Below are 25757 nucleotides of genomic sequence, written 5' to 3'. Positions count from 1 at the left end.
TCCCCTCCCCCATTTTTTTAATATCTTATGAGAACTCAAAGAAATGACCATCCAGTTAACCCTAAAAAAAGAAATTAACCCTGACATGCAAAACCAAGAGGACTATTTGAAGCAAAAAACAAGCAACAAAGTCAAACCACGCGCACTCATCCTAAAAGCCTACGATAAAGACTTAGAAAATCTTAAAAAAACAATAAAAACCCAATTTCCTGACATAGAGATAGTCTATGTTAACAACGGGTACACCATCGAGCATTCTTCGCGTGGTTAAATCGACGCCCTTAGAGCTGCAAAATGCTGCTAAAGAGGCCTTCTACACCATTGAGTAACTTCGGGCAGCTTTTTTTGGGTGAGTTATCTGAGGGTGGCTATTTTGATCATTGTATTTAGATTCTTTATCATCTTTAGAGGCGTTTGAAAGGCACCTGCAAAACAACCGCAATTGGAGCAATCAGCATTATTAGTGAAACATCTTCTTTTTTTCCAAAAAACATCCAGATGCAATGTTTCGCTACCCCATGCGCACCATTTTGTGTGATCGGGCTTTTCATACCATTTGATCATGCTTTTGGTCATCAGAAAAAGCTTCGGGTATAGCTCTTTTACTCTTCTCATTTCGTGGATTAAATTTGTTCTGTCATCCATAAACAAGTTAGAATCGCAGTCAATTACCCCTGAGCATATATTACATACTACACCATCAAAACCGTTTTTTTCCGCTATTGCTGTAACCTCTTCGAGTTCTTTGTAGTTGTTTGAAGTCAGGGTCATGTTGATGATGACGCGTTTATCTTTTGAGTAGTTTTCCATTAATCTTGTGAAGGAGTTTTTTCCTCTGATAAAATCGTTTGTTTTTGGTGTTCCATCGACTGAAACGAATAATCTATGGTTGAAATCGTCGGGTACTTTTATGGTTCCATTTGTTATGACATATACTATGGGAAACACTTTGTCAGCAAGCATCAAAACATCGGGTCTTAAGGCAGGTTCACCGCCTACAAGCATAACAGCCCTCACCCCCGATTTGTGAAGGTCTCTAAACCTTTTTTCCCAAACAGAAAGCGGCAATTCTTGGCTTTTAAAATCGGTTTTTCCGTGAAAATGATAACAGTGTCTACATCTAAGATTACAATTATCGGTTATGTCGATTTCTGCAAAATACTTCTTGCTAAAGATGACTCTCTTAACTTCAAGCCATAAAAAGTAGGGTAACAGCTTCAAATTTTTCATATGCGACGTTTGCATTCGCTTTAGTTAAATGATTCCTATGGAAAGGCGAGTTTTTCGGGAAGATATGTTGGGTTCATAAGAATCAATATTATTGCTATTTTCGTTGCAAAATTTTTTTCTTAACCGTAGCTATGTAGGGGATTTAGTTTATACAACTGTCTCAAGGACAAAAACGGACCGATGAAACCTGCAACGCATAAATAACCCTATATCACTTTTAACACCGTATCCTAGGCTGCTATTGTACGGAAAAGGGTTCGTAGCCTAGCACGGATTAAGGTGTCGGCCTTCGGAGCCGGAGATCGTGGGTTCAAATCCCACCGGACCCGCTTCCCCATCAACCCTGTTTCTGGCTCCTAATTGTTTATCTCAACCTATGCAACGAATTCTCCACTCAAAAAACTCAGCCAAAATTCAACTGCGACAACCAAAAAGAGACCAGACAAGATTGCGGTGGCAATTAGGGATTTTTTGTTTTCTGAGAGCAGGGCTGCGAGGGGTATCCAAAGGGGAAACAGAACCGAAAAAAATCTGGGCGCGGACGCGATGGCGCCAAAAGCGGCAATCCCCAAATAGCCCAACGCGGCATAAAGCCACAGCGCTTTATCTTTTTTCCAAAGCAAAACCAGCATCAAAAGAGGTATGGCAAAGGATACGACGATACCATAGGGAAAAAGCCAATCTGTCAACACAGGCGCACTTGGATATACCCCGTATGAAAAGGCGTTGACTCCATACTGGGGGAAGCCTTCAAAAATTAGTGTTCTAACCGAGTATAGTTGACTCCACTCGGTTGTGTGAAAAGTCGCCAACATATCCCCCGTGCTTAGAGCAAAACTTGCAAACCACGCCAAAAGCGACACCAAAGGCAAAAAACTCAGGAACACGTTTCGAAGTCGATGAACGGGGCTTTTTAGGGCATTGTACAGTAGCGGTGCTATCATTAGTATGCCCATGATACGCATCAACGGTGCCAACGCGGCAATAAATGAGGCGCCAACACTGTGACCCCGTTGCAACAGAACCCATGAAACCAGAACAAAAAACAGAAAAAGACCCTCAGTATACGCGACTGTTGTGAAGACAAACAGGTAAGGAGAAAAAGCCAAGAGTAACACAGACAGCAGGGCACCCGCTTTACTTACATATTTTTCAGCAAATAGTTGGTAGAGCGGAATCCAGAGAACCCCAAAAAGTAAAGTAACAATAACCAATGAAACCGTTGGTGACAAAAAGACTAGGTTTAAGGAATTGGCGAAGAATGGTAGCCCAGGCGAGAACGCATAACTCTGATTTGACACTGCGTAACCATTGGTCATTATGCTTAGGTACCATGCGCTATCCCAACCCAGAAAAGTCAGAGGCCACCTAACGGGTCCTGTAGTGTATTGGATTAGGGCTTGATTTTGTGGCCAATTGTAGACTCGGGTGGGGTCTGCCCAGAAGGTGCCGTCTATCCCGATGTTGAGGCTGAAGTAGATGTAGGTTGCAGCTGCAATTTTGATTAGCACAACTATTAAGAGGGGAATCAGTAGCCGTATTGGAATAACAAATTTCCATATGGATAGTTTTTTATCTAAAAATCTTAAGGATTAAATCCTCCTATCTACTACTTTGTTGTTGCCTAAAGATAGACTTTGCCAAACAGCAAAGCACCGTCTTTAGAAGCGCTAAAGTTTTTGGTGGAATTTAGATAAGACTGGAGAAGCCGTATACTTTTCAAGTTGACCAAAACCTAAGCATTAGACTCTACCCGGACAATCGGCCAGAAAACCTTGAAATTGCCGCACTGCAAAAAGGGTTAATCTTGGTATATAGGGGCGTCGAGTTAGTGGAGGAGGGCGCAGGTTTTGGTGTCCCAGTAGTAAAATACGCTGACAAAACCTTTTTTTCCAGTAAAGCCGCAGTCTTTTTGGAGCAGCAAGACGCCAAGGAGACAATTATTCGTAAGGTTTTCAGCTTAAATGTGGTGTCAGAAAAACAGCTAAAAGGCATGTTCATCAACAACGCTGTTTACCGCGTATTTCACAGAGCTTTTGAGGTCTCTTACTTGAACCAAAAGAAGTCAAGTTCTCTTTTCAACTATGTTATGATGCTAAGAAAAACCTTGGGGATAAAGACTTGTTTCGTTGAAGCCTCTTCGCAAGGCGAAATCACTGTTACATACCATCTTGAACCGGGCAATATCAAAATAAACGCTGACGTGTCCTCTGTTGAACAGAAGGGTTGCCGAGAAATAATTTTTTTAAATGAACAAGGTGCAGACTTCTTCGTAAATTTTCAAGATGGCGAGGGTAGTCATCAGGATGACTCCACTGTGGGGGGCTGGTCCAAAGTTACGTCGGGGCGGGGCTGTTTTTCAACTGTCGATTTTGGTTTATCTTTTGCTATGAGTCAGCGGGAGGGGGCACAGTTTTTTTGTGGTCGTGAGAGGGTCCAGAATCGGTTTGCGTGGGCGGGTATGGCTTATGTCCTAAGCCCTCAGACTTCTGCATTTGATTATGAAATCAAGTTGGGCTAAGTGTTCTTATACGGTACCGTTTGGTTCATAGTGACCGTTGGTTCGGTATTTTTGCATCAAATAATTATTGGTTGCTGGCTGTTTTGTTGTTCTAATAACAAATTTTAAATGTGCCCACCGTATGCATAAGATGAAGAATCCTTTAGGGGAGAGAGATAATATGGTAGATATATTTACAATCTTAGCAATAGTCGTACCCATCGTCATAGTCGTCTATGTCGCTGTATCTTCGCTTCGCATTGTCCGTCCAACCGAGAAAGGCTTGGTTGAGCGGCTAGGCAAATATTATCGGTTTGTAGATTCAGGCATCACTTTTTTGGTGCCCTTTGTTGACCGCATAATAAAAGTCAACATTACCGAAAACATGACTGGCGTACAACGACAAGACGTAATCACCAAAGACAAAGTATTCATGGGTGTCGACGCCGTGGTTTTCTATCGGGTTAAGCCCGACGAGAAAGATGTTAAATCGTCTCAATATTTCGTAGCTAACTACGAAAGCCAAATCGACACTTTAGCGCGAACAGTATTGCGTGACATCATCGGCGGCATGGATATGGCTGTTGCCAACACAAGCCGACCCATAATTAACGCCAAACTCAAAGAAGCCCTCGACGAACAAACAAAAGATTGGGGCATCGAAATCGTACGCGCCGAAATCAAAGACTTAGAGCCACCCAAAGGGCTAATGAGTTCCATGGAGTCGGTTTTACGTGCAGACAACGAGCGGCAGGCAGCTGAGAAAACCGCCATTGCCCAAGCCACCTTAGCCAGCGGACAGAAGAACGCGGCAATCCAAGTGGCGGAGGGTATGAAGCAGGCGGCGATTTTGCAAGCAGAAGGACAGAAAACGGCAACCATAGCCATCGCGGAAGGAGACGCCCAAGCAACTAAACTACGCAACGAAGCCTTAACCACCTACTTCAAAGACAGCGCAGTCGTGTTCAAGCAACTCGAGACCATTTCAGCGTCACTACAGAACAACTCTAAAATCATTGTGCCAGAAGGAAAAGCAATATCCTTAATCCTCAATGAACAAGAGAACCTCGCTAAAGCCACCATAATCCCTGCGCCAATTCCACCCCCAAACCCCAAAAACACGAGATAAGCAGCTAAGGGTGCTTAGGCACCTTTTCTTTATTTTTCATTTTTTATTGTGGTTTGAGAATTTGAGTTCCTAGAGCCAAAAAGCTTTGTCAGGTTTTCTTTTCATGCTTGAAAATAATTTTTGATAAGTTTTGTTAATCATGGTTCTCAAAAATGCTTATGTCCAAAGTGAGCCCTACTGTTGCTGTTTAATCCGCATGGATTGGCATTGCCGTCGTCTACATGTCGAAGGCTCAAAACAAAATAAAAGGTGACCCGCTATAACTTCAACACTCTCATTCGTCGCGCCACTATTCGCGCTAACCGTCGGATGCATCTTAGGCGTCCTTTTCGAGTTAGCTCCCCTAAAAACAGTCAACCGCAAAATCATTGTGTTAGCCACTTTCGCTTCAGCTGCAGGGGTGGGGTTAGCGGTTCCCGCAGTGGTTTACAGTTCAAGTATAGCAAACCTGAATTTCTTTTCCGAATTATACTACGACTTAGGCGCCCTACCAGTCTTTAACATGTTAGGCAGCAACTTAGCTTTCGCTGTAGCGCTGGTTTTGATTTGCACATTTGAGGCAGCCTTAGCGCTTGGTTTTGGTTCAGCATTCCAAGTCGTCCAATACCAAACTCACCAAAAACAAAAACAGGCTAATTGCTCCGAGAATAAACAAGACATAGCTGCATCTGTTAACAAAATCTTGAACAAAACCGAAAACCAAAACGGAACAGACATCATGCTGCTATCCAAAGAGCCAGAACCCGAATTTACCGATCAATGCTTGCTTGAAGACGAACAGGTTATCATGGAGCTTTTCCTCTATGGTAAAGTCACCCAAATTAGTCCAGTTGTAAGCGCCTGCAAGATGGAAGGCTATGGTTTTGATGGCGTTCCGCAGTTAGATTGGGAAACCAAACGCATGCGGCAAGCCCTCGATTCATTGGTCCGCAAGGGTATGCTTAAAGCTCAACTTGTCGATAAAGTGATTATTTGTATGGCTTGTGGCTCTGCAAATGTTAGAGTTAAAAAACTATGCCCTGAATGCATGTCGCTACGGCTCCGTAAAGAAGGCTTAATCGAGCACCTTGACTGCGGCGTCGTGGACCGTCAAGCAGCCTTTGAATCCGCTAACGGCGATTTAATTTGCCCTAAGTGTAAAGGTAAACTTCAACTCATCGGCTCCGACTACCGCATACTGCCGCCAGCATACACGTGTCTTAGCTGCAATATCAGAAGCGGCGACCCCTTGCTGGTTATAAAATGTGACGACTGCGGCGCAACAGCGCAGTTAGACGAGGAACCAGAACTACTCCTCTACAAGTACAGTCCCAACGCTGAGAATCCCGCCAAGAACCTAAAGCAGATAAAACCCATCGAAGCTGTCACCAACTTCTTCAAAGCGTTAGGCTACACTTTTGTGGCACCCGCGTTTGTAAGTGGACGCTCAGGAACGCAGCATCTCTTTGATATCTTGTTGCTAGGAAAAGTGGGTTGGGTTGAGCCTAGACGTGGCGTGTTGACGGGTTCGGTTCTTCGCCGAGACAACGGCAACACGGTCATCCAAGTCCTGATATCAAGCAAACCCGTTGACCTCGAAGAGATGACACGCATCTACGGTATGATAAACGACGTCGACTGCGACGCACTGATATTTGTGATTCCCAACTTAACAGAAAACGCACGCAACTACGCCGCTGCCTACAATATGAAAGTAAGCGAAGGCAAAACCATCGAGGAAGCCTTAGCCAACTCGAAAATACCCAAGCTGCCTAAAAACACCTTAGAAAAAACCTGACCCATCACTACGTCTATTTTTACGCCTATAGCTGCTTCTGTTGACGGTAATCGTTTAGCATCCTTTCATGCTCAAAAGCCAACGGAGTCGGCAACCTGTCAAGGCTAAAAAGTTGCATTTCTTGGATTTCGCTGTCCTGCTTTCTTAGTTCGCCCCCGGTGGGCTTAACTACAAAGCAGGTGGGGTAATATTCGTAGTCGATGTCGTCTTTTATGCCGCGTTCAACGTATTCGCCGACTTTGCAGACGATTTCGGCGTCGAGCCCAGTTTCTTCTTTGACTTCTCGGATGACGGTTTGTTCTATGAGTTCTTCGGGGTCCATTCTGCCGCCGGGTAGTGCCCAGTATCCCACGAAGGGGCGGGTTTTACGTTTGATAAGCAGGATTTGGTTGTTTGGGTAGGGGATTATGGCTGTTGAGGTTTTTCCAGTATATTTCTTCATTGCGCTCATACTCTAATGTTTTTAGTATCCAATAACCCTATCGAGAAGCCGACTCAGCACTACGACACTAAGCGGTTGCCCAAATATTCTTTTTCACGCTCAGACAGCCACCCCTGATACAGAAGATAATCTAAGCCCCGCGACGCATTCTCAAAGAAGGCGCGATTATCTAAAAGATTATTTTTTTGGCTCAAAGTGAACAGCTGCGTTTCAAAGGCACTGTTTTGTTTAACGTGGTTGTCGACTTTTCGGATTATTTCAGCAAGGGTTGAGAAACGTGGAGTTAGCATGTTTTTGGTTTTTGACATGCCCAGTGCGTTTTTGAGTTTGGATGAAAAATTAACGTTCGCTAATGTTGCGGGAGGCATGGTGAGATAGCGGCGGTTTAATCCCGCTTCGTAACATGCAACGTAGAAGGACACATAGATTAGGCTAGTTGTTTTTAGTTGGGCGTCTTTGAGGGTAAGGGCTTCAAAGTTTGCGTTTACTGCGCCACGTAGCTTTATGGTTTGGCTTAGCCCTTCAAGTACGGGTTTTTCAAGGGCAAGTAGCCGTTGGGTTTGTTCTTTGAATGTTCGGGTTTTGGCTTCGCGGTTGATTTCGAGTTGAAGCAGGGGCTGCCGAGCTAACTTTACTTCCTCATCCAACTCAGCATACAGCTTGGCGATGCTCTTAGATTTCTGAGCTGAAACCTTCTTGACGGCGTCATCCAACTTTTTATGGGCCTTCTTGAGGTTCCCCAGCTCCTTGTTAGTTATCTTTGCTTTTTCTTTCCAATGCTTTTCATAACCAGCATGCCCCTTCTTAGAATGCGCCTTTGCCTCGCGCTCGTACGCACTAATTTCCGCCTCAGTATCCCTGATGGCGTTCTCAGTTTTTGTCTTTTGCTTAGCCAATCTATCAAGTTCTTGGTCAAAGCTGTCGGTTAAGTCGTCAATTTTGCGTTTGTAATCCTTGTTCAGTTTGGCGATTTGGGGATTAGTCAGCTCCTCTTGCGCTCTGATTTTGGCGTCAATCTCTTCCACAGCCGCTGCCGCTTCATAATCTAGTTCACTTAGGTACTGCGCCGTGGTTTTGTTGATGCTCCGTGCGCATTCGGGGAGTCTCTGGGTATCTTCCCGTAAATATTCCCTCAGAGTCTCCAAGTCGTTTAATGTAGCAGTGACCGTTGGTTCATCAAGTATCGGCAAAAGCCACCCCACATTTGCAGGTACGGCTATTTCTGATGCTTCTTTGCGATAAACGTTAAACTCTTCTAAAAACTCTGGAGCAGCAAGTAAACCGTGAAGCGTTAAGACTTTCTCTTTTGGATTAGCAAAATAATTCGCGTGGTCAACCAGAAACGCCATATAGTTCTCTCGAGGTTGGCTACTTGCTTCAAGGCTTTCTTCGAAGGCTTTAGCGGGGGGCGTCTCAAGATAACCCAACTTGTAATCGGCTCCGTCAAGGGCATCAAAAACGTAGACCGCGCCATTTCTGGGAAACAGCCACAGTGGATAGGCAACCTTAGCAAGGTAGGCAAGGCGTTCGGTGGGTTGCTTTTTCAAAAACCCGCTGCCCTTGCTCCGCTCAAGTTCAGCCACAGCAAACACCGCAGCTGCCTCCACATCGGATTCGTTTTGTTTTGGGTTCCAGAAGGGTAAACTGAACCGTTTAACCGTTAAACTAAACATAGCCGTTACTGCTCAAGTATTGGTCGGTTGCTTCTTTAATTTTTTGTCTATCCACTGAAGAAGTCGCTGATTTTCTTTTGGAAAAGCGCCCTCTTTAGCAACTCGCTTTGCGTTATCCATCTTTGCAGGGGTATCTCGAATTTTCCGCTTAAAAACTGCAATGCAGCCGCGAGCGTGTTGAATTTGTAGGGTTTTTGTTTCATGGCGTTGCGGACGTTTTCGCGGACTTGCCAGACGCCAATGGGCATAATGTAGCCGGGGCGTGCTTCGCGTAGAACGATTGCGGTTCCTTGGCGCCGTTCTTTTTGGAGTTGCTCACAGATGGCTAAACGTGCGCTATAGTAGCAGCCGCCGATTGAGGCGTAGGTTGTGCGTCCATTATTTCCTTCCCAGTCACTAAAGATGGCGACGTTAGAGCCTGCAGGGTTCCAGACTGTGCCGGGGTACCATGCCTCCATCGACTCGTAACTCCACTGTCCCGGAATCATCAGAATCTCAAACACGTTATCAAGATAGATGGATTCGTACACGCGGTATTCGTTGATTTCGGGGAAGGTTTTGACCTTCTGCACAAGGTTTTTGCTAATAATGTCGTCTACGGCTGTTATGCTCCAGCGTGTTGGAACCAGTCGCCTATTTTTTTCCACCCCAAACGCGCCGACGCTAAATGCTTTTTGAATCTTTGAAACCATAACGCCGCGGCTATACAACTCAACTACAGCATTGGTTGCCAGCAAATCCGTATCGTAATAGGCTTTCTCGATTTTGTCATCGTAGCGTGCGTTGCCCACGCGGAGGTCACGTATGGGCGCTGATGGACCAAAGGGCTGCACGTCATCATCAAGATAGATGGAGCCGCGGGGTTTTTTGGTGAGGTTGAGTTCGATGTCTACGCTTGTGTCAACTAAGGCTAACTCGCGGGTCTGCTCCAAAATCTTGCCTGCTTCCCCCATCTTTGTCACGTTAACGCGGTGTTTTCCGCGGACCAGAAGGCTTCGGAACCCTACAATTTCATCCATAGATTTCCCAAACCAACGCTCAGGCAAGTCATAGATGGCAGTGTCTTCGTGCACTGGGGGCACAAGGGGGCCAGCGTAAACGTTTGGGTAACCTATTCGACCGATGAAGACGCTGGGCGGGGACATACCATCAATGTCTTCGGTGGACATGAGAGGTACGGTTTTGAGAAAGGTGTTGACTTTCACCATTATGGGGCATCGGGTTTTACCGCATAAGAAACGGGCTCCCTTACAGATAACGCAGAGGCTGCTCTCATTGCGTGTGGTTATGCGCTGCTGGTCAAGTGCAGAGTGGTTAACGTTTTTTATAAAATCCACTAGCCAATTGTTAGGGTTACTTGTGTTGCTGGTGGCGGTTGTGGCTGTAGTCATTGTGGTGTATTTTGTTTTTTGGTCTGATATGCTTTCTGCATTTGTTTAATGAAATTTCCCGTTGACCCCTCAGAGCAAGTTTGTACATATTTGTCACATATTTGCCCAAAGCAAAAATCAGGTCCAAAACATGCTTCAGTTGTTTTATCTGTCTGAACTCATCCGCGTAACCTTCTTGATTACATTAACCAACTGCTTGGGCAACTTTGGTTTAACCTCATCAAGTTTCCGAGCCACAGTAGGCAACGGAATACGATTGACGTTTGCATCGATTATTTTCAGAGAACCGTCAACGTTTTTTAGGTTTTCAGCTTTAACATCAGAGAGCCCATAGCGATAAACAATCAGCCGAATTCGCGTCAACTGAGCCTGCGATACATGAGCGGGGTAGCCGTATTGTTGGAGCAGGCAATATTTTGTGTGCCAAAAGATGCGGGCGAAAAGTTGATGACGTATAGCTTCGGGGACGCGTTTGTAGGCGCGATGGTCATTTTCAATTGTTTTCTTTGAGCCCACTTTTAGGACTACTTTTTGGTTTTGTGAGCGGAACCCAAAAACGAGTTTGTGCCACCCCGAACTTTTTAGATACAGATCGGGAAACAACCACGAAACCAATTTTTTTACTTCTTCTTGTGGCGGGAAAGGCGCGGTTTTAGCAGGTAAGGTTGCGTCTATTAGGTTGTCTATTTCTTTTGCTGTTTGGTGCAGACTCTTGTATTTCAAGTTGAGTCCCCAAAAACAGTTACACTCTCTACATGGTTGCGGCTAATAATAAAGAATGAGGCAACCTCGTAACCGCCTTGAAAACAAGTATCAAAAATCCCGTAAGAACTGGGGGTTAGACGATGTATTGGCTGGCGACTTGTGGCAGTTGCACATGTACCTTAACGGTTTGGTTGCTGAGTTTTTGTGTATGTGAGCGCATCCATTCAGAGAGGGTTCTGCAGGATTTGGGGTTGCAGGTGAATTTTTTATTTTGAGCATTCCACAATTTGCAGCCTTTACAGGGAATATCAATCGACTGCTCCATAATCATCAAATAATTCTAGTTTTTGACCGATTTATGGCTTGCTATAAACCACTATTAAGTGAAAATTCAGGTTTTAAATGAGGAAAAGTGGCGCCCAGGCCGGGATTTGGACCCGGGTCCTGCGGGCGACAGCCGCATATACTAGACCGAACTATACTACCTGGGCAATTAAGCGCCGCAACAATACACAACTATTTGACTAATTAAGCTTTCTCGAAATTGACGCGGAAGATGTTATAAAAAAGCCATAAACACAGCCTTTACCGTGTTTGCCTTTGGTATAGCAACACCCTTAAGACCCCTCACAAATAACTAAAGGGTAAAACAGGCGAGAACGGAGACGTTATGGCAAACCCCGATGCAGGCGCCGTTTTCAAGAAGTATTGGCTTTCGATAGTTTTCCTAATCATAGCCCTAGTCGCCTTTGTCGGGGGTTACGTGGCGGTTTTCTCAGCTCTGATTTTCACGTTTCTGGTACCCGGCTTAGCTGCCTACCGCTTTTTCCATTTGAAGTCCCATGAGGTTTGGGCGTTTGTACCGCTATTTAGCGTCATGGTTTCGGTTACTCTGATTTATTGGCTGTCCTTAGCTGCGGGGTACTCCCAAACAACCATAATCGGCAGCTTCCTTGCCCTCACCGCAGCATACACCGCCGTCGTGTACTTCAAAGGAGAATCGCTTCGCCCCAGAAGCATCCTCAACCTGCGCAGTGTCAAAAAAACCAGCCTGCTCCTCTTCACCATCATTTTCCTCATCGGCTTTGCCGTGCTAACCCAAAGTGTCTGGCGCGGTGAAGAATATGGCATAGTTATAACAGGCACCAGTTGGCAAGACATGCCTTTCCATTACGAAATCATCGAAAGCATAAACCAAGGCAATTTCCCGCCCCAAACCCCAAACTACATCGGAACCCCGCTGAGCTATCATTATTTTGTTGATTTCCACACTGCCATCGTAGAGAAAATGTATGGGTTTTTGCCGTCTCTGTTGCCTATTTTGAGTGCGGTGTTTATGGTTATTTTCGGGTTAGCCCTCTACGCGTTGGCACGACCGTTTGGGCGGCGCGCGGCGGTTGTGGCGACGGTTTTGGGCATTTTCGGGTGGGGCTTCATCTATTTTGGTTTAATCCAAGCCTTGCTAAACGGCACCTTTAACCCCTCTACCAATTTTGGGCTTCAATTCGGCGACTGGTTTGGGTTACCATCTGTTTTTGATAATTTGTTACAGCAGCGTCCTATGTTTGTGGGGTTGCCCGCGTTCGCGTTGGTGTTGGCGTTGCTTGGAAATCTTGAGGATAAGCGACGGGTAGTCCTTGCAGGTCTAATTACGGGGTTGGTGTTTCAGTTTCACAATGTTGCGTTCTTCTGCTGCTTTGTCGCCTACACCATCGCCCTGCTGTGGAATCTGCGGCATTTCAAAGTGAGCTATCTCTATTTTGTGGTGCCCAGTCTCTTGGCTTTGCCCTTCATTTTTGGCGGCTCCAGTTTCTCAATTAGCATAAGCAGCCAGTTTATCTCAGACTTTGCCCACGGATCCTACTTCCCCATCTATTACCTACTCAACCTCGGCATCCCCTTCGCGTTGGCGCTACTGTCCTTTTTTAAACGCGGCAACGAAACCCTCAAAACAACCTTGCTGTTGCTGTTTTTGATTCCCAACCTGTTGCTCTTGACGCCATGGGTCTGGGACATGTACAAGTTCTTCATCTTCGCATGGATCCCCATCGTGGTGTTAGCTGCGGTTATGTTAGCGAAGGCGCCTCGGCTGCTTGTGTTTGGGTTGGTGCTTCTTTCGGTCATCGGCTGCGCCAACGTTATAGTTTACAATTTTGGGACCAGCTACCCTGGCGCAAGTTGGAGCGAATACAACGTGGGTATGTGGGTGCGTGATAACACGCCAGAAAATGCTGTGTTTTTGACTTATTATGGGATTCATGAGCCTACTAGCATGATTGGCGGTCGCCTGCGGGTGTCCTCGTATTTCTATTGGCCGTATGGACATGGTATACCGCAAGATGAGGTTATGGCACGGTCACAGGAGATAGACCAAGCCTACACGGGCACCGCCGCGGACCTCGCAGCAGTGGTAGAGAAATATGGCGTGTCTTACGTGTATGTGGGCAACGAGGAGAAAGGCAATTACCCCAATTGCATCGCGCACTTTGACGGCATAGATTGGCTCACGCAGGTCTACGAAGAGGGGACACTGCGGGTTTATGAAGTAGACACTTCAAGGATGCCACAGTAGGGTTTAACCGCTTTACGCAGTTTCTTTAGGCGGCTGTTGATGTTTCTTGCCACTCATATAGTTGAGGGTGATTTTGCCCATTGTGGTTTTGGCGATTTTTTCAGGCTTTATCTTAGAAAGTTTAGATTCAGGATTAACCGCAACTTGCCGGACCAGCACTTCTAGACCATGACGTTTCTCTTCAGGGTCACTGAGCAGACTCAAGGTGCCTTGGAAATGCACACAGGTGTAGTTGTAGTCGCATTCGTCTGTGACTCCAAAATCCAGTACGGCCTGACCCCACACTTTTGGGTTAGCTTGAGCATAAACAAGTTTTTTGCCCTCTGCGGCGCAGTGGAAGTAGAGACAGTTTTTTTCTTCATCATACCCATGGTTTAAGGCGACTAAGTAAGGGTCGTTGTCTTTGCAAAGCGCAATGGTGACATAGTTTGTTTTCTTTAGGATTTGGCGCATCTCGGAGGAGTCAGTGATTTCGCGTTCTTTGCGTTTAACATGAAAAGACATAACTGCTTTGTAGTAAAAAGGGCATTTAATGTTTACTATACGGGTTGTCCCTTGCAGTCTATACTAATACGGACACGTCAGGGAACTTGTTTATTGCAATTACGCCCCAGCAGTTCACGATTATGCCGATTATTATGAGGAGTTTGTGGTACCATTTGAGGTTGCTACCCATACCTCGCACGGTTAGGATGAATAGGAACGGGTAGAAGTCCATTGCGTAGCGATAACCAAAACCCCAGCCTGTTGCTGCATTCGTAAAGATGACTGCGGCTATGCAAAAGATTGCAAGCCAACTCGACCATGTTACTGGGTCTTTTAGCTTGGATTTTAAGGCGAAAATAAACGCGGGAGTGGTTATCCATATTGCGATTCCGCTCATGGGAAATTGAACGTAGGGCGCAACTGAAGTCAAAATGGGTAATCCAGTGAGGAAGGGCGTCAGGTTGTCTGCGATGTAGAGGAGACTGAAATGTCCATGGCTAAACCACGGTTCGTCGAGCACTCCAGGTATCATCCAGTACCCAACAGGGAAAATTGTTCCGAAGCGTGCATAGTTGTAGAGGAATTCAAAAACTACAAAGATGCCTGTGCCAATTGCTAATTTAAGCAGATAGGGTAAGGCGGACGTGAACTTGCCAGCTATGCCTTTTATGGGCTGCTGGGAGATTGCCATCGCGACAAAAAAGAATATACCCAATACGGTTGGTAATCTACACCAAAAGGATGCGCCCACCAAGAGCCCGATTAATAGCGGTCTGTTTTTGTTAAAAGCCTCATAGAGGGCTAAAAACATGAAAAATGTAGCGATGACTTGTGCGATTAACCAAACAGACCCTATGCTTGAGAGATACCAAAATATTGTGCTAAACCCAAACAGCACCGCAAACCATACGTAGCTTTGGTAGTTGTTTTTCGGCGGGGCTTCTTGGGCTTTTTTTAAGACGCTTTTTGACAGCATATAGGCTATGGAAACGGTGGCTGCGGCGAAGAATAGGCCAAACAGTGTCTGGTTGAGATTTAATCCCCAAATCGCCACGAAAGGCGTCATCAGAAACGCGGGCAGAGGAGGATATACAACGTACCATCCGGGTCCATTAGGGTTAGGGATTAACTCGTTTAGCCAACTAGGATTATCCAACAGGTAGAGTCGCCCATGCAAGAATGCATCCGCGAGCCGGACATAATAATCGTACCAGGTGTGCCCTTCTCCGGTGACCCAGTAAACCCCAAACGCCGCTACGAATAGCACCACGAGGATTACTGCTGTTTGGGTTATTTTAAAGGGCAATCGGCCTATCATAGTCTACCTAAAAGCTACTTGGCGGATTACCTATAATAACTGTTTTGAAAAAACAAAAAAAGGACCCTGTTCGAGTGGGGTTAGTTTTGTAACCATCTTTTGAGGTAGCCAACTACATCAGGGGTAAAGATGGAAAGCGCCGCCAACGTGAAGTTCAAGGGGAACACCAGCGGTGACTCAAAGAGGTTATCGCCATAGGAGCCGATAATATACTGGTAATAACCCACAAACTGGAACGCTGACCATAGCGCCGTCTGCAGCCACGCGCCTGCCAATCGCCGAAGATACTTCTGCCGTCTAGTCTGAGCAGCACCGTCTTTCTCTGTGAAAAAGACTTCGCCTGCAACTGCACCCGCGCCGCCGGGAAAGAAAGCGTTTACGAGGATTTTTTCAACAATGTTACCTGGAACAAAGGGTGAAACCCAAAAGGGCATAAACGCGCTCAAAATCGGCAAGTGAATGTTGCCAGATATTATCCGGAAAGCCGCGGGTATAGAATAGATGGCGGCGCCGCCGAGTTCCCAGAGCCAAAACCGTCTGCTATGTAGCATGCCCTTAAACGCTTTCTTTGACATACCTCTTAACTTAACTTTGAATGTTAAAAACTCTTCCAAACTGCCTCGTTTGGTATAACAGACTAAAAGATAAAAAAAAATAAAGGGTTAAGGGGCTTGGGAGATGCCTGCGCCGCTCGACGTGTTAATGTTGCCTAAGGTTGGGTTGCCCTTGTAATAGAGATGGGATCCGCCGCTCAGGTTTGCATCTAAGGTGCCGTCAAGGTTGATTGTGCCTTGGCTTCCGCCGCTAAAGTTGATTTGGGCGTCGTGAACTTGGAAATCCCCAAAATGCAGGTTCGAACCACCCGAGCAATCTGTGCTAAGACTATCCGCGGAGCCTGTCACGGTGAAGCTGCTGCCCCCTGACATAAGGATGTTGACGTTGTGAGCCACATTAAATCCAGATGCGGAACCTGTGCTTCCACCAGACAAATCAATGCTGGATAAGTCTGGCATCACGATTTCAACTTTTAGTCCATTACTGGACCAACCAATAGCATTCATTCGAACCCTTAACGTATCGCCCGACTTTTGCACATCAACGTACTGCTGCAAATTATCGTCGGTTGTGACTTTTACACTGTAAGTGGTGCCTTGAGTAATAATTACCTGGAACCCATTTCCCGCGGCTACGCCTGTGAAGTCGGTTACTGCAAACTCCTGAGTTGTCATGTTTCCAGAGCCGACAGTTCCGAAGGGCGCCCAACTGCCCGGCAGCAACCCAACAACGGCCAACGCGATTAAGATGACTCCGACAATCACTAAAGATGCAACTACAGCCAGTGCTATCCCGAAGGGCGCGCCATAGCCTTCACGCCGGTGCCCATCACGATGATAATCTCTTTGATTTTCGTAAGTATAGGGTGCAGCTACTGCTGTACCGCACTTAGGACAATAAGCCATATTGTCTTCTAGTTTGGTTCCACATTTTCTACAATAAACCATCCTTACCCCTCAATTACACTTGTGCGCCTCGATGAAAATATAAAACTTTCCAACCAAAACAGCCCACGCTATCCCAACAACATTGGTTCCTGCCATTCAATGAAAGGGCGTTGGCATTTTGTTTAGAATCAAAGATAAGCCATCGTTGAAAGAAGAAAAAAGAAGGGCTAATGAAATTGAAGTGACCGCAGTTTCATCTTTTTTAGAGCCACGATTATTAAGCCAACACCGAAAATCACTGGCGCAATTATCAGAAGCACAGGTAATTCGGGGACCCAGACGGCTCCGGTCCATGCCATGATTGTTCCTTTATTGCCGACTGCCCATGCCTGTGTGCTGTCGGGGTTTCCGTGCACCATAGAGACGCCGTTGAGGTTTTCGCCGTTGCCGACGCAAACTTGGCCTGCCCATTCGTTTCCTTCCCAGTAGAGTACTGTTCCATAGGCTCCTACTGCCCAAGCGGACTTGTCTGTATCGACACTGATGGAGTTGATGCTTCCATTAATAGCGTCGGTGGGTCCTCCCGCAGTTGAGTTGGTTGGTCCTCCGAAGTTAATTCTGGTCTGTACTGCCCAGTTTGAGTTGCTCATCTGCAGAATGATGCCGCGGTTGTTGTCTCCGCCTGCTGCCCAGCCTGTGGAAGCGTTAATCATTTCTACAGCATATAGAGGCATGATTGTGGGACTAGCCATAGAACTCCAAGCGTTCCCATTCCAATGAATGATTGTTCCTCTATCACCGACTGCCCAAGCCTGAGCGGAGTTAGCCGCTAAGCTAACACTTCGAAGCGTGTTGGAGGTAATAGCTGAGTATGAAAACCATGATTGCCCGTTCCATCCTAGAGTTAAGCCGTTTTTGCCTACTGCCCAACCGACCATTCCGCTACCATCCATGGCTACTCCGTAAAGTTCCGCATTTAGTGCATCTTTAGCTGAGGCATCTCCGCTAAAACTAATCAGTTCCCATACCTTCCAAGTGCCGTCGTAGCGCAGTATGACGCCTCCGTTATCATTTCCCCCAACTGCCCACCCGATAGTTGAGTTAATGAAAACTACGGAATTAAGGTTCATACTGGTGGGGCTGCTAACAGTGGTCCAACTGTTGCCGTTCCACTGCAAGATTATTCCGCCGTCGCCGACTGCCCATGCGTTTAGCTGGGTGAGGTCACCTGAAGGATTACTTGTGGCGTTGTTAACTATGGCTACGCTGTTTAGGTCAACGTTTGTGGGGCTGGTGACGCTGGTTATGTTTGAGGAGATTACTTGTGCTAAGGTACTTCCGGCGGTTAAGCAAATGATTAGTAAGCCCGCTAAGAATGCTGCTTTGTATGATAATTTCATTAAGTTTTTTCACCTGCCTAAAAAGTCACTTTTCTAGCAGGGAACCCGTCTAATATGGATTTGTGACTGTGCGAAATTGCCAACTAAAAGCCGCAGTCATATATCAGTTTTTAACTGCGCTCGGATAACAGAATCTTTTGTTTCCGAAGTATCTTGTTTTTTCATGCTTTTCTACATAGTTAGCGGTAGTTTCTAATTATTTACTGAAAATTTGTTTATTGATATATATAATGTTGGAAAAGTTTTAATTCAATTGAAAACAATTTATGAACGGGTGCTTGGTGGAAAAGTGAAATCTATCAATTCAACCCGCGTAGCAAGGAAGCAGGTATCGTCATCAAAAGCTCCAAATGAAAAAAAAGGCAACACACACTTTTCCGAAGAATTCGGTTTTAGCAGCCGACAATTCCACCTCTTAGCGAAAGGTTCACCTGTTGGAATAGCCTTGTACAAAATAGTTTTTGACGAAAAAGGGGAGCCAATAGATTTTGTGACGCTTGAAGTTAATTCACAGTTTGAACAAACCCTGCATGTAAAACGGGAAAGCATCCTTTTCAAAAAAGTATCCGAGGTTAATCCAAAAATAACTGAGTGCCCCATCAATTGGACAAAGTTTTTCGGCAAAGTCGCCTCCAGCGGCGCATCAGCTACAAAAGAGGCCTACTTGCCCCTCAACAGCAGGCACTATCAAGTTTACGCTTATTCCCCCAAACCGGGCTATTGCATAGCTGTTTATCTAGATATAACCGACCAGAAAGAGGCACAGATTCAGCAGCTTAAACTTCAAAAAGAAACTCAATCAGCTCTCGAAGCTAACGCTAAAAGATATAGGAACATCATCAAGCACGTCCCTGCGGGTATCTGTGAAATTGAGCCAGGTCCAAAATTCAGAAACGTAAACGATGCCATCTGTAAAATGTTCGGCTACTCCGAACAGGAACTCTTAGCCATAAACCCTCTTGATTTGCTGTCTGCCGAGAGCAAAAAAAATTATCAAGAAAAAATCTACGAGAACCTAAAGGAGCGCGGCTTTGCGGATTCCCTAGAGTTACGGTTGAAAGTCAAAGGGGGACGTGAAATCTGGTGTATCGTCAATGCAAAAGTAACTCATTTTGAGGGTAAAATTAACGGTGCATTTGTCGTTGTTTATGATGTTACAGCGCGAAAGAAGGCTGAGGCGGAGTTGCTTTTTGCTGAAAAGCGATATCGTCAACTCTATGATACAACCCGCGACGGCATCATGGCACGGAATCTCGACGGCAAAATGATACACTGCAACCAAGCCTACGCAAACATGTTAGGCTACACAAAAAAAGAACTAAAAAAGCTCCCTGTTACGCAATTGATAACCCCAAAATGGTACAAGCCCCGCCAGAGAGTAATCAATAAGGTCTTACAAACGGGTCGCTCAATCATTTCGGAACGTGAATATCGACGTAAAGACGGTTCCATTTTTTATGCGTCGGTAAGAACATGGCCGATAACGGATAGTAGAGGTAGCGTAGTCGGGGTCTGGTCTATTGTCCGAGACATATCCGAGCAGAAGCAGTTGCAGAAAAACCTCCAACAACACGCAGAAATCCTAGAAAAACTTGTCGAAGAACGAACCAAGCAGTTGAAGGATTCTGAGCGGTTAGTCGCCATTGGACAAACCGCAGGTATGGTTGGGCATGACCTTCGTAATCCTCTGCAGACCATTACTTGCGAGTTGTATCTGGCGCAAAACGACTTAGATGCCCTGCCTGACGGGGAGACAAAGAAGAACCTTCAGGAGACTATGCGCGTCATAGAAGAGCAAACGGTCTATATGGATAAAATCATCTCAGATTTACAAGCCTTTGTGCAGCCTGTTCGAATAGAGAAGAAACCCGTTAACCTCCAAGAACTTATCTGCGCCGTTTTATCTACCGTAACAATACCCGCCAACATTCAGATCCAGACGCAAATAAGCCGTCAGTTCTCGCATGTAAACGCTGATTTGGAACTTTTGAAGCGTGTTTTGATTAACTTGATTACAAACGCGGTGCAAGCCATGCCGAAGGGAGGAATAGTAACCGTCGCCGCAGAGGTTAACGCTAAGAACCAGATTTCGGTAGCCGTTAAAGATACGGGCGTTGGCATTTCTGATGATATTAAAAAGCAGATTTTTACGCCGCTGTTCACAACAAAGCCGCGAGGGCAGGGTTTTGGTTTGGCGGTTTGTAAAAGGGTTATGGAAGCCCATGGCGGAACCATAACTTTCAAGAGCAAACTTGGAGAGGGCGCAGAGTTTATCTTAACTTTTCCTAACGATTAATGTTGCGGCTTGACGTTTCTCGTTTAGTTTTTATTTTTTGTTTTAGGGTGTAGAGGAAAGCTAAAAACCAAAACGCCACGGTTAACCAGCCAAAGGCGAAGCCAACGATGTTTCCCAGCAGATGATAGGCTAATTCGAAGCCCACCAGCGAGATAAACGTTAAAAACGAGCCGACTGTGCTGTAGCCGCGGAGGACGTTGCGGTTTTTTATTATGGCACGCAGCATCCAAAGTAGGGCAATAAAGTTGACTATGCTGGCGACGTCTAAGAGCAGGTTAGCAAGGGTCATGGTGTCCATTTTTTTGAGGTTCCCAACCAAAAAGCAGTTTACGCCAACTTAAGACTATCGCAGCCTCAAGCTCTAAGACGTAATTTACCTTAAATCCCGCCGAGACCATGTGTTAGGATGATCCGCGGGAGAGGGGTGAAAAAATAATTGATTTCACGAGATTGTGACGGATGCGGACTTCAGAAGCCATGCCTTAAACGGTATCGCCGCGTTAATGTTGGCGAAAAAGTTTACTGCCCTGATGGAACTGCTCATCTTGTTGACCAAGCCAGCATCGCATAAACTGTTGCTGAGTTGATTTTTGCGTTTACTTTTCTTTTGTGTCTCTTTTTTTGTTTGTGATTTTTCTTTTTTGAACTTATTTTGGTAAGTGGGCGTTAATTATGGAAAAATAATATATAGTTAAATGGGGGAACCTTACCGCATAGTGGAGCGTTAAATATGAACACAACTCGAAAAACGCTTGTCGTAAGTTTACTTTGCGTTATGTTGGTTATGTTTGTTTCAAGTGGCATTGGTTCTGCCCTAGACACCAACGGTTTAACAGCACATGCAATGTTCTCAGAGAACCCCCTACCGGCGGGTGAGACTGTCTCATTTAGGGTAATATTCGCGAGCAACAACTCCGAGACCCTTAAACTAAACCTTATTGGTTTACATTTTGACTGGATGCCCACCGATGGCATAATAGGCCACAACTTCACCCTTTCACCTCCAACCATACAGAACGGCGCCTCCTACACCTCCGACCCCATCCAAATCAGCATCCCCTCCAGCGCAACCTCAGGCACCCACTCCTACTACATAGCTGTCGACGGATACGAAGGCTCAGATGACACACCATTCTCGTACACTTCCGAAACCCTAACCGTAGAAGTCCTAAGCGACGTCGTAGCCACCCCAAAGCCTACCGCTACAAATTCAGGGGGCAATAACAACCAAACGGGTGAACCCCTTAATCTTTGGACAATTATTGCTATAGTCGCAATCGTTGCAGTCGTAGTGCTTGTTGTCTTGGTGTTAATGATGTGGCGAAAACGTGCACCCGCTGCCCCTGCTGCTCCAGCGCCTACAGTCTATGCGCCGCCTTCTCAGCCGCCCGCTCAGCCTCCAGCCCAAAATCCACCCGCGGAAAATCCGCCTCCAACCTAACCCCCTTTTCCTTTTTTGTTTTTACTCTTTTTGAAAAGCCTTATAGCTCAAGCAGGGTACCGTATTGATGAAAACGTGATACCTTGAAGGCTCCAAAACCCCTGTTAACTACGCTGGTTATCGCCGCTTTAGCCTGCACGTTTCTTCCGTTCTGTTTTGGTCAAACACGCACAGACTTTACCACAACAGAGGTTTTCCCTATCCCTGAATTGCAGGGTTCCATCAGGTTTGCCCTAAACGGCTCCTACACATCTGCATCACTTCAAAACAACACATGGGTATTCAAAGACCTCAGCATAAACAATAGCCGCATTTTAGGCGACCTCAAAATCTCCGCTGAAAACAGTAACATAACCATCCAGTCGTACCGATATATCGGCGTTTTCGGTAACGAAGAAAGCCTCCGATACACCGCAGAAGGTTTGGGAAAACAAACCTTTGACCTCGGCGTTAACGCCTCCAAACGTACTGATCCCACTGAATGGATAGTTATTGCAGAGGGCGGCAACTTTATAGCGGAAGGCGACGGCTGGACATTACACCCCGACAACACCATAACCGTCGAGGGCATCACAGGATACATTGTAATTGCACATTTCTACTATGACCAAGCTTCAGCCCCAGAAGGACCATCTATTCTCCTCATCACGTTCGCTGTTTTAGCGGGAATTGTGTTGTTTGCTGTAGTTGTTAAATTGGTTGGGAGGCGCCGCTGATGTCTGTGTATGAAAACGACCCAGTCATAGTGTTGTCACTGTACGCTTTGGCGGTTGCAGTCGGCGTCGTTTTAATCCTCAAATTCTCAAAGGACAAAACCCGCAAAATCAGCACCCTACGCCTATTCATCCAAATCGCCGCAACCATAGCCATCTTCATGGGGCTAATAATTGGCCCCTTCAACGTGCCCCTATTTGCCCCTCTGGGTCCCACTCCACGTGACCACTTAATCGGCGCCAACATCTTGGGTAACCAATTCCCCGACGGTATATCTATCCCCGTCTTGGCATGCTACTACCCTAACGGACGCACCGTCACATGCCCTATATGGCAACTCCAAGCCTACATCTACCCATTCTGGGATTACCCCCGCGGCTACGAAGTCATCTACTCCACCACGGGTCTTGAGAAACTCGCAGTTGTTGTGGGTATGGTTGCTGCCGCGTCGATTGTGCTGGGGCGCTTCTTCTGTGGCTGGCTCTGTCCGTTTGGCTTGTATCAAGACCTTCTCACGCGCATCCGTAAAGCCACAAAACGCAAACATCTAAGTTTCTCCGATTCAACCAGCGCTAAACTCGGACAATCCCGCTACATCATCATAGCCGTCTTTCTCATCCTTAGCGTCATATTTGCGTCCTACGCCATTTTTGGAACCGAACTTATCCCTGACACGCGCCCCGGCGGACCCGAAGGTACCGAAGCAGGAATCACCAGTTGGATAAACGAACCTTTCTGCTTGGTCTGCCCCATGCGACCGCTGTGCATTCTCTTTGAATCTGGCATCGGCGCCATGAACTGGAACTATGTTAGCCAAATCGCCTATGGACCCTTCTGGATAGGCGGCATGTATGTGACCTCCATAAACCTCGCCATACTCATAGCCGTCACCATCCTCGCGTTAGCGTACCGGCGTTTATGGTGTCGCATCTGCCCACTGGGAGCCTTAACCGCCCTTTTCAGCAGCTTTACCCCCTTCAAACAAATCGCACTAACCAAACTTGAGAAAAACGAAAGCAAATGCACTAAATGCGGCGTCTGCAAACGAGTTTGCCCAACGCAGGCTACGGCGATGTTTGAGCAGAAGGGCGGTGACGTTACTGAATCTCGCTGTATGCTCTGTGCCCGATGCGTTGAAGTTTGCCCCTATCCTGACGCGTTGAAAATGTCGTTTGCAGGCAAAACGCTGGCGAAGTCACGGAACTGGCTAGAAGAGGGGTACTCAAAGCAGCCTGACACTTAAGCGTCAAATTACGGTTAGGTTTTCTTTGTTTTTCTAATGAGAACTACCAAGAGAATGATTATAGCAATTAAAGGAACTGTGACTAGTGCAATAAAGGCATTCATAGGCAACGTAACTAAATCCGTGGCTGTTTCGGGCGGCGCAGCGGTGGGTGTGGATAAAGGTCTTGAAATTGGCGATTCAGCAGAGGCTGTTGGTGTGGGTGGATTTGGGGTCGGCGTTGCTATTGGGGTTGGTGTGGCTAAAACAGGCTCGGCGAGTTGAGAGGTGTTTATGGTTTGGGTGTTACTCCAGTCGCTTTCTGAAACAAGATAATGATAGGTGTAGATACCTTGTTGTGTAGTGTTGTAGAGTGCTGTTTTTACTTGAAAATCAAGCATCGAGTTAGCGGGGTAATGGTTAGGATAGGTAACTACTGTGTAGTCACTATGGGAAGCAAATACAGGTAGCGGAGGAATAAATGAGCCACTGCCGGGCGTATTATCGAATTCCTCAGGGTATCCGTTGAGCCAGGTCCATGAATTTTCAAAGTGTCCCTTCATTCTTACGCCATAAATGCAGGTTCCACTATTGGGCTGATTCTTGATTGACAATTCTATACTGGTTTTTTCAACTCGCCGACTTGGGTGAGTTATATTTTCTCCGGTGTATGGATTTATGGTGGTTGTTTCAGGGGTCACATAAGATTCAGCCACCAGCCGAACGCTGACGTCTGGAACAGAGGCTTTTGGTATCGACTGAGCAGAGCTGCCTTCAGCCAGAACCAGAATTGCGACTATTAACAAGCCTGCAAATAATACGCCTAACACCCGAGGAGTATTCATGTCACCTTTTTCAGCCGATTTCCAGATAAAAGGGTTCTCGTAAAGGTTCTTTGACTATTGCAGTCAAGATTTCTTGACAACACCTAAAGGGACAGGCATGTCAATCTTAAATATGGAGTACACTGTGATGATTATTAGTTAGCCTTAACTCGCAGTAAGCAGGGGAGCGGTAGATAATGAGGATATTGATTACGGGCGCTTTTGGAAACATCGGTCAGGCAGTTATTGAAGAAGCCTACAAGCGGCATCATGAGATTACTGTTTTTGAGGTTGATAACAAAAAAACCCGCAAAGCCGCCAATAAATACCGCAAGAAAGTCCAAGTTATTTTTGGGGACATCCGAAATAGAGAAAACGTCAAAGCCGCCGTTCAACAAGCCGAAGCGGTGATTCATCTTGCCGCGATAATTCCGCCTGCCTCAAAAAAACACCGCGAATTAACAATGGCGGTCAACTATGACGGCACAGTCAACTTGATAGAGGCAATCAAAGAGACCCAAAAAGACATCCCCTTCGTTTTCACGTCTTCAGCAAGCGTAATGGGACCAACACAGCTCCAAAACCGCCTCGTCAACCGCAATGACCCCTTGGTTGTTACGGGGAATTATGAAGAATCAAAAATAAAATGCGAAACCTTCCTAAAAGAAAACGCAGACAACTACCTCATCTTCAGGCTCGCTGGCGTGCTACCGCCTTTTTCCGTCAGTTCATTTTCAGGCTCATTTTCTTTGTTGGAGGAGCTTTTTGATATGCATCCTGACATGCGGCTTGAAATGGTGATGGCTGAAGACATCGCAACCGCTTTAGTTACAGGAGCAGAAAAACTAAAAACCGCAACCACCCCAAAAAATCAAGCCTACATTCTTGGGGGAGGCAAAGAAAACGGGTGGCAGCTAAGAGGACGCGAATTTTTGTCCCGCCTGTTCGGAGCCCTTTCCCTGCCTGTTCCAGACACAAAATATTTCACGCCAGACATAAACACGTACCACCTAGACTGGTACGACACAAAAGAAGCCCAGCAAGAGTTCAATTACCAAAATCACACCTTCGAGGATTACCTGACGCGTATGAAGAAAACATTCAGAGTCTACAAGGTGCCGATTATTCTGCTACGAAAATACATCATGAAGAGGCTTGTGAAGATGTCACCCTATCAGGAGCACTCTTAACAGCG

25 protein-coding genes and 2 tRNA genes are annotated in these 25757 nt (G+C 46.1%); 12 read left to right on the top strand and 15 right to left on the bottom strand.

The features are described from left to right. The first annotated feature begins 43 nt into the window (after window positions 1-43). Entirely contained in the window at window positions 44-271 is a 228-nt protein-coding gene (locus NWE92_06380; protein ID MCW4029255.1) for a hypothetical protein, read from the top strand. A gap of 83 nt (window positions 272-354) precedes the next feature. On the opposite strand, the gene NWE92_06375 is transcribed toward NWE92_06380, so the two are convergent. Further along, window positions 355-1230 (bottom strand): radical SAM protein, encoded by an 876-nt coding sequence (locus NWE92_06375; GenBank protein ID MCW4029254.1) that lies wholly within the window; start codon window positions 1228-1230, stop codon window positions 355-357. A gap of 253 nt (window positions 1231-1483) precedes the next feature. Here NWE92_06375 and NWE92_06370 point away from each other — a divergent pair. Beyond that, window positions 1484-1559: transfer RNA gene (locus tag NWE92_06370), tRNA-Arg, on the top strand. A gap of 45 nt (window positions 1560-1604) precedes the next feature. On the opposite strand, the gene NWE92_06365 is transcribed toward NWE92_06370, so the two are convergent. Beyond that, window positions 1605-2741, bottom strand: coding sequence for a hypothetical protein (locus NWE92_06365; protein MCW4029253.1), 1137 nt, complete (start codon window positions 2739-2741; stop codon window positions 1605-1607). Window positions 2742-3037: 296 nt separating this feature from the next. Between NWE92_06365 and NWE92_06360 the strand changes: the two genes are divergently transcribed. From NWE92_06360 to NWE92_06350, 3 genes are all read left to right on the top strand, one after another. Continuing rightward, window positions 3038-3751: a hypothetical protein gene (locus tag NWE92_06360; GenBank protein MCW4029252.1), complete on the top strand. Its 714-nt coding sequence runs from the start codon at window positions 3038-3040 to the stop codon at window positions 3749-3751. Between the two features lie 160 nt (window positions 3752-3911). Next, entirely contained in the window at window positions 3912-4859 is a 948-nt protein-coding gene (locus NWE92_06355) for an SPFH/Band 7/PHB domain protein (GenBank protein ID MCW4029251.1), read from the top strand. A 370-nt stretch (window positions 4860-5229) separates the two neighbouring features. Further along, on the top strand, window positions 5230-6636 hold the full coding sequence (locus NWE92_06350; GenBank protein ID MCW4029250.1) for a hypothetical protein: 1407 nt from the start codon (window positions 5230-5232) through the stop codon (window positions 6634-6636). A gap of 25 nt (window positions 6637-6661) precedes the next feature. On the opposite strand, the gene NWE92_06345 is transcribed toward NWE92_06350, so the two are convergent. The 6 genes from NWE92_06345 to NWE92_06320 form a co-directional block, all read right to left on the bottom strand. Further along, window positions 6662-7087, bottom strand: a complete 426-nt coding sequence (locus NWE92_06345) for an NUDIX hydrolase (protein ID MCW4029249.1) — start codon at window positions 7085-7087, stop codon at window positions 6662-6664. Window positions 7088-7137: 50 nt separating this feature from the next. Next, on the bottom strand, window positions 7138-8751 hold the full coding sequence (locus NWE92_06340; GenBank protein MCW4029248.1) for a hypothetical protein: 1614 nt from the start codon (window positions 8749-8751) through the stop codon (window positions 7138-7140). Window positions 8752-8798: 47 nt separating this feature from the next. Continuing rightward, on the bottom strand, window positions 8799-10142 hold the full coding sequence (locus NWE92_06335; protein MCW4029247.1) for an Nre family DNA repair protein: 1344 nt from the start codon (window positions 10140-10142) through the stop codon (window positions 8799-8801). A 144-nt stretch (window positions 10143-10286) separates the two neighbouring features. Beyond that, on the bottom strand, window positions 10287-10865 hold the full coding sequence (locus tag NWE92_06330) for a hypothetical protein (protein ID MCW4029246.1): 579 nt from the start codon (window positions 10863-10865) through the stop codon (window positions 10287-10289). 115 nt (window positions 10866-10980) lie between these two features. After that, window positions 10981-11178 (bottom strand): hypothetical protein, encoded by a 198-nt coding sequence (locus NWE92_06325; GenBank protein MCW4029245.1) that lies wholly within the window; start codon window positions 11176-11178, stop codon window positions 10981-10983. Between the two features lie 82 nt (window positions 11179-11260). Then, a tRNA-Asp gene (locus NWE92_06320) sits at window positions 11261-11338 on the bottom strand. Between the two features lie 179 nt (window positions 11339-11517). Between NWE92_06320 and NWE92_06315 the strand changes: the two genes are divergently transcribed. Then, the gene (locus tag NWE92_06315) at window positions 11518-13419 is read left to right on the top strand and encodes a hypothetical protein (GenBank protein ID MCW4029244.1); all 1902 of its coding nucleotides are present in this window, start codon (window positions 11518-11520) and stop codon (window positions 13417-13419) included. 12 nt (window positions 13420-13431) lie between these two features. On the opposite strand, the gene NWE92_06310 is transcribed toward NWE92_06315, so the two are convergent. From NWE92_06310 to NWE92_06290, 5 genes are all read right to left on the bottom strand, one after another. Continuing rightward, window positions 13432-13923, bottom strand: coding sequence for a pyridoxamine 5'-phosphate oxidase family protein (locus tag NWE92_06310; protein MCW4029243.1), 492 nt, complete (start codon window positions 13921-13923; stop codon window positions 13432-13434). Between the two features lie 58 nt (window positions 13924-13981). Then, a complete protein-coding gene (locus NWE92_06305; protein ID MCW4029242.1) occupies window positions 13982-15211 on the bottom strand; it encodes a DUF4407 domain-containing protein in 1230 nt (409 codons plus the stop codon). Window positions 15212-15303: 92 nt separating this feature from the next. Next, on the bottom strand, window positions 15304-15798 hold the full coding sequence (locus NWE92_06300; protein ID MCW4029241.1) for a hypothetical protein: 495 nt from the start codon (window positions 15796-15798) through the stop codon (window positions 15304-15306). A gap of 87 nt (window positions 15799-15885) precedes the next feature. Continuing rightward, window positions 15886-16725: a DUF2807 domain-containing protein gene (locus tag NWE92_06295; protein ID MCW4029240.1), complete on the bottom strand. Its 840-nt coding sequence runs from the start codon at window positions 16723-16725 to the stop codon at window positions 15886-15888. Window positions 16726-16892: 167 nt separating this feature from the next. Beyond that, window positions 16893-18065, bottom strand: a complete 1173-nt coding sequence (locus tag NWE92_06290; protein MCW4029239.1) for a hypothetical protein — start codon at window positions 18063-18065, stop codon at window positions 16893-16895. Window positions 18066-18354: 289 nt separating this feature from the next. Here NWE92_06290 and NWE92_06285 point away from each other — a divergent pair, with 289 nt between their 5' ends. Further along, entirely contained in the window at window positions 18355-20361 is a 2007-nt protein-coding gene (locus NWE92_06285; GenBank protein MCW4029238.1) for a PAS domain S-box protein, read from the top strand. On the opposite strand, the gene NWE92_06280 is transcribed toward NWE92_06285, so the two are convergent. Further along, the gene (locus NWE92_06280; GenBank protein MCW4029237.1) at window positions 20351-20659 is read right to left on the bottom strand and encodes a hypothetical protein; all 309 of its coding nucleotides are present in this window, start codon (window positions 20657-20659) and stop codon (window positions 20351-20353) included. The genes NWE92_06285 and NWE92_06280 overlap by 11 nt on opposite strands. A gap of 138 nt (window positions 20660-20797) precedes the next feature. Between NWE92_06280 and NWE92_06275 the strand changes: the two genes are divergently transcribed. The 4 genes from NWE92_06275 (at window position 20798) to NWE92_06260 (ending at window position 23759) form a co-directional block, all read left to right on the top strand. Further along, entirely contained in the window at window positions 20798-20932 is a 135-nt protein-coding gene (locus NWE92_06275; protein MCW4029236.1) for a hypothetical protein, read from the top strand. 159 nt (window positions 20933-21091) lie between these two features. Next, complete coding sequence (locus NWE92_06270) at window positions 21092-21802, top strand: hypothetical protein (GenBank protein MCW4029235.1); 711 nt, start codon at window positions 21092-21094, stop codon at window positions 21800-21802. Between the two features lie 83 nt (window positions 21803-21885). Further along, window positions 21886-22518: a hypothetical protein gene (locus tag NWE92_06265; GenBank protein MCW4029234.1), complete on the top strand. Its 633-nt coding sequence runs from the start codon at window positions 21886-21888 to the stop codon at window positions 22516-22518. Next, on the top strand, window positions 22518-23759 hold the full coding sequence (locus tag NWE92_06260; protein MCW4029233.1) for a 4Fe-4S binding protein: 1242 nt from the start codon (window positions 22518-22520) through the stop codon (window positions 23757-23759). Before NWE92_06265 ends, NWE92_06260 begins: the two co-directional genes overlap by 1 nt. Before the next feature lie 14 nt (window positions 23760-23773). Here the strand turns inward: NWE92_06260 and NWE92_06255 are convergent, their stop codons facing one another. Next, the gene (locus NWE92_06255; GenBank protein MCW4029232.1) at window positions 23774-24583 is read right to left on the bottom strand and encodes a hypothetical protein; all 810 of its coding nucleotides are present in this window, start codon (window positions 24581-24583) and stop codon (window positions 23774-23776) included. A gap of 176 nt (window positions 24584-24759) precedes the next feature. Here NWE92_06255 and NWE92_06250 point away from each other — a divergent pair, with 176 nt between their 5' ends. Then, entirely contained in the window at window positions 24760-25752 is a 993-nt protein-coding gene (locus NWE92_06250; protein MCW4029231.1) for an NAD(P)-dependent oxidoreductase, read from the top strand. Window positions 25753-25757 lie beyond the last annotated feature (5 nt).

It is taken from the genome of Candidatus Bathyarchaeota archaeon, from assembly GCA_026014745.1.
In the GTDB taxonomy this organism is placed as follows: domain Archaea; phylum Thermoproteota; class Bathyarchaeia; order Bathyarchaeales; family Bathycorpusculaceae; genus Bathycorpusculum.
This window is presented reverse-complemented; position numbering and strand designations above follow the sequence as displayed.

Excerpts from the sequence above, each read along its gene's own strand:
- NWE92_06290 (MCW4029239.1), bottom strand. The coding sequence starts at position 18,065 with ATGAAATTATCATACAAAGCAGCATTCTTAGCGGGCTTACTAATCATT.
- NWE92_06325 (MCW4029245.1), bottom strand. The coding sequence starts at position 11,178 with ATGATTATGGAGCAGTCGATTGATATTCCCTGTAAAGGCTGCAAATTG.
- NWE92_06270 (MCW4029235.1), top strand. The coding sequence starts at position 21,092 with ATGAACACAACTCGAAAAACGCTTGTCGTAAGTTTACTTTGCGTTATG.
- NWE92_06345 (MCW4029249.1), bottom strand. The coding sequence starts at position 7,087 with ATGAGCGCAATGAAGAAATATACTGGAAAAACCTCAACAGCCATAATC.
- NWE92_06250 (MCW4029231.1), top strand. The coding sequence starts at position 24,760 with ATGAGGATATTGATTACGGGCGCTTTTGGAAACATCGGTCAGGCAGTT.
- NWE92_06355 (MCW4029251.1), top strand. The coding sequence starts at position 3,912 with ATGGTAGATATATTTACAATCTTAGCAATAGTCGTACCCATCGTCATA.
- NWE92_06340 (MCW4029248.1), bottom strand. The coding sequence starts at position 8,751 with ATGTTTAGTTTAACGGTTAAACGGTTCAGTTTACCCTTCTGGAACCCA.
- NWE92_06380 (MCW4029255.1), top strand. The coding sequence starts at position 44 with ATGACCATCCAGTTAACCCTAAAAAAAGAAATTAACCCTGACATGCAA.
- NWE92_06280 (MCW4029237.1), bottom strand. The coding sequence starts at position 20,659 with ATGGACACCATGACCCTTGCTAACCTGCTCTTAGACGTCGCCAGCATA.
- NWE92_06295 (MCW4029240.1), bottom strand. The coding sequence starts at position 16,725 with ATGGTTTATTGTAGAAAATGTGGAACCAAACTAGAAGACAATATGGCT.
- NWE92_06315 (MCW4029244.1), top strand. The coding sequence starts at position 11,518 with ATGGCAAACCCCGATGCAGGCGCCGTTTTCAAGAAGTATTGGCTTTCG.
- NWE92_06335 (MCW4029247.1), bottom strand. The coding sequence starts at position 10,142 with ATGACTACAGCCACAACCGCCACCAGCAACACAAGTAACCCTAACAAT.
- NWE92_06260 (MCW4029233.1), top strand. The coding sequence starts at position 22,518 with ATGTCTGTGTATGAAAACGACCCAGTCATAGTGTTGTCACTGTACGCT.
- NWE92_06255 (MCW4029232.1), bottom strand. The coding sequence starts at position 24,583 with ATGAATACTCCTCGGGTGTTAGGCGTATTATTTGCAGGCTTGTTAATA.
- NWE92_06310 (MCW4029243.1), bottom strand. The coding sequence starts at position 13,923 with ATGTCTTTTCATGTTAAACGCAAAGAACGCGAAATCACTGACTCCTCC.
- NWE92_06375 (MCW4029254.1), bottom strand. The coding sequence starts at position 1,230 with ATGAAAAATTTGAAGCTGTTACCCTACTTTTTATGGCTTGAAGTTAAG.
- NWE92_06300 (MCW4029241.1), bottom strand. The coding sequence starts at position 15,798 with ATGTCAAAGAAAGCGTTTAAGGGCATGCTACATAGCAGACGGTTTTGG.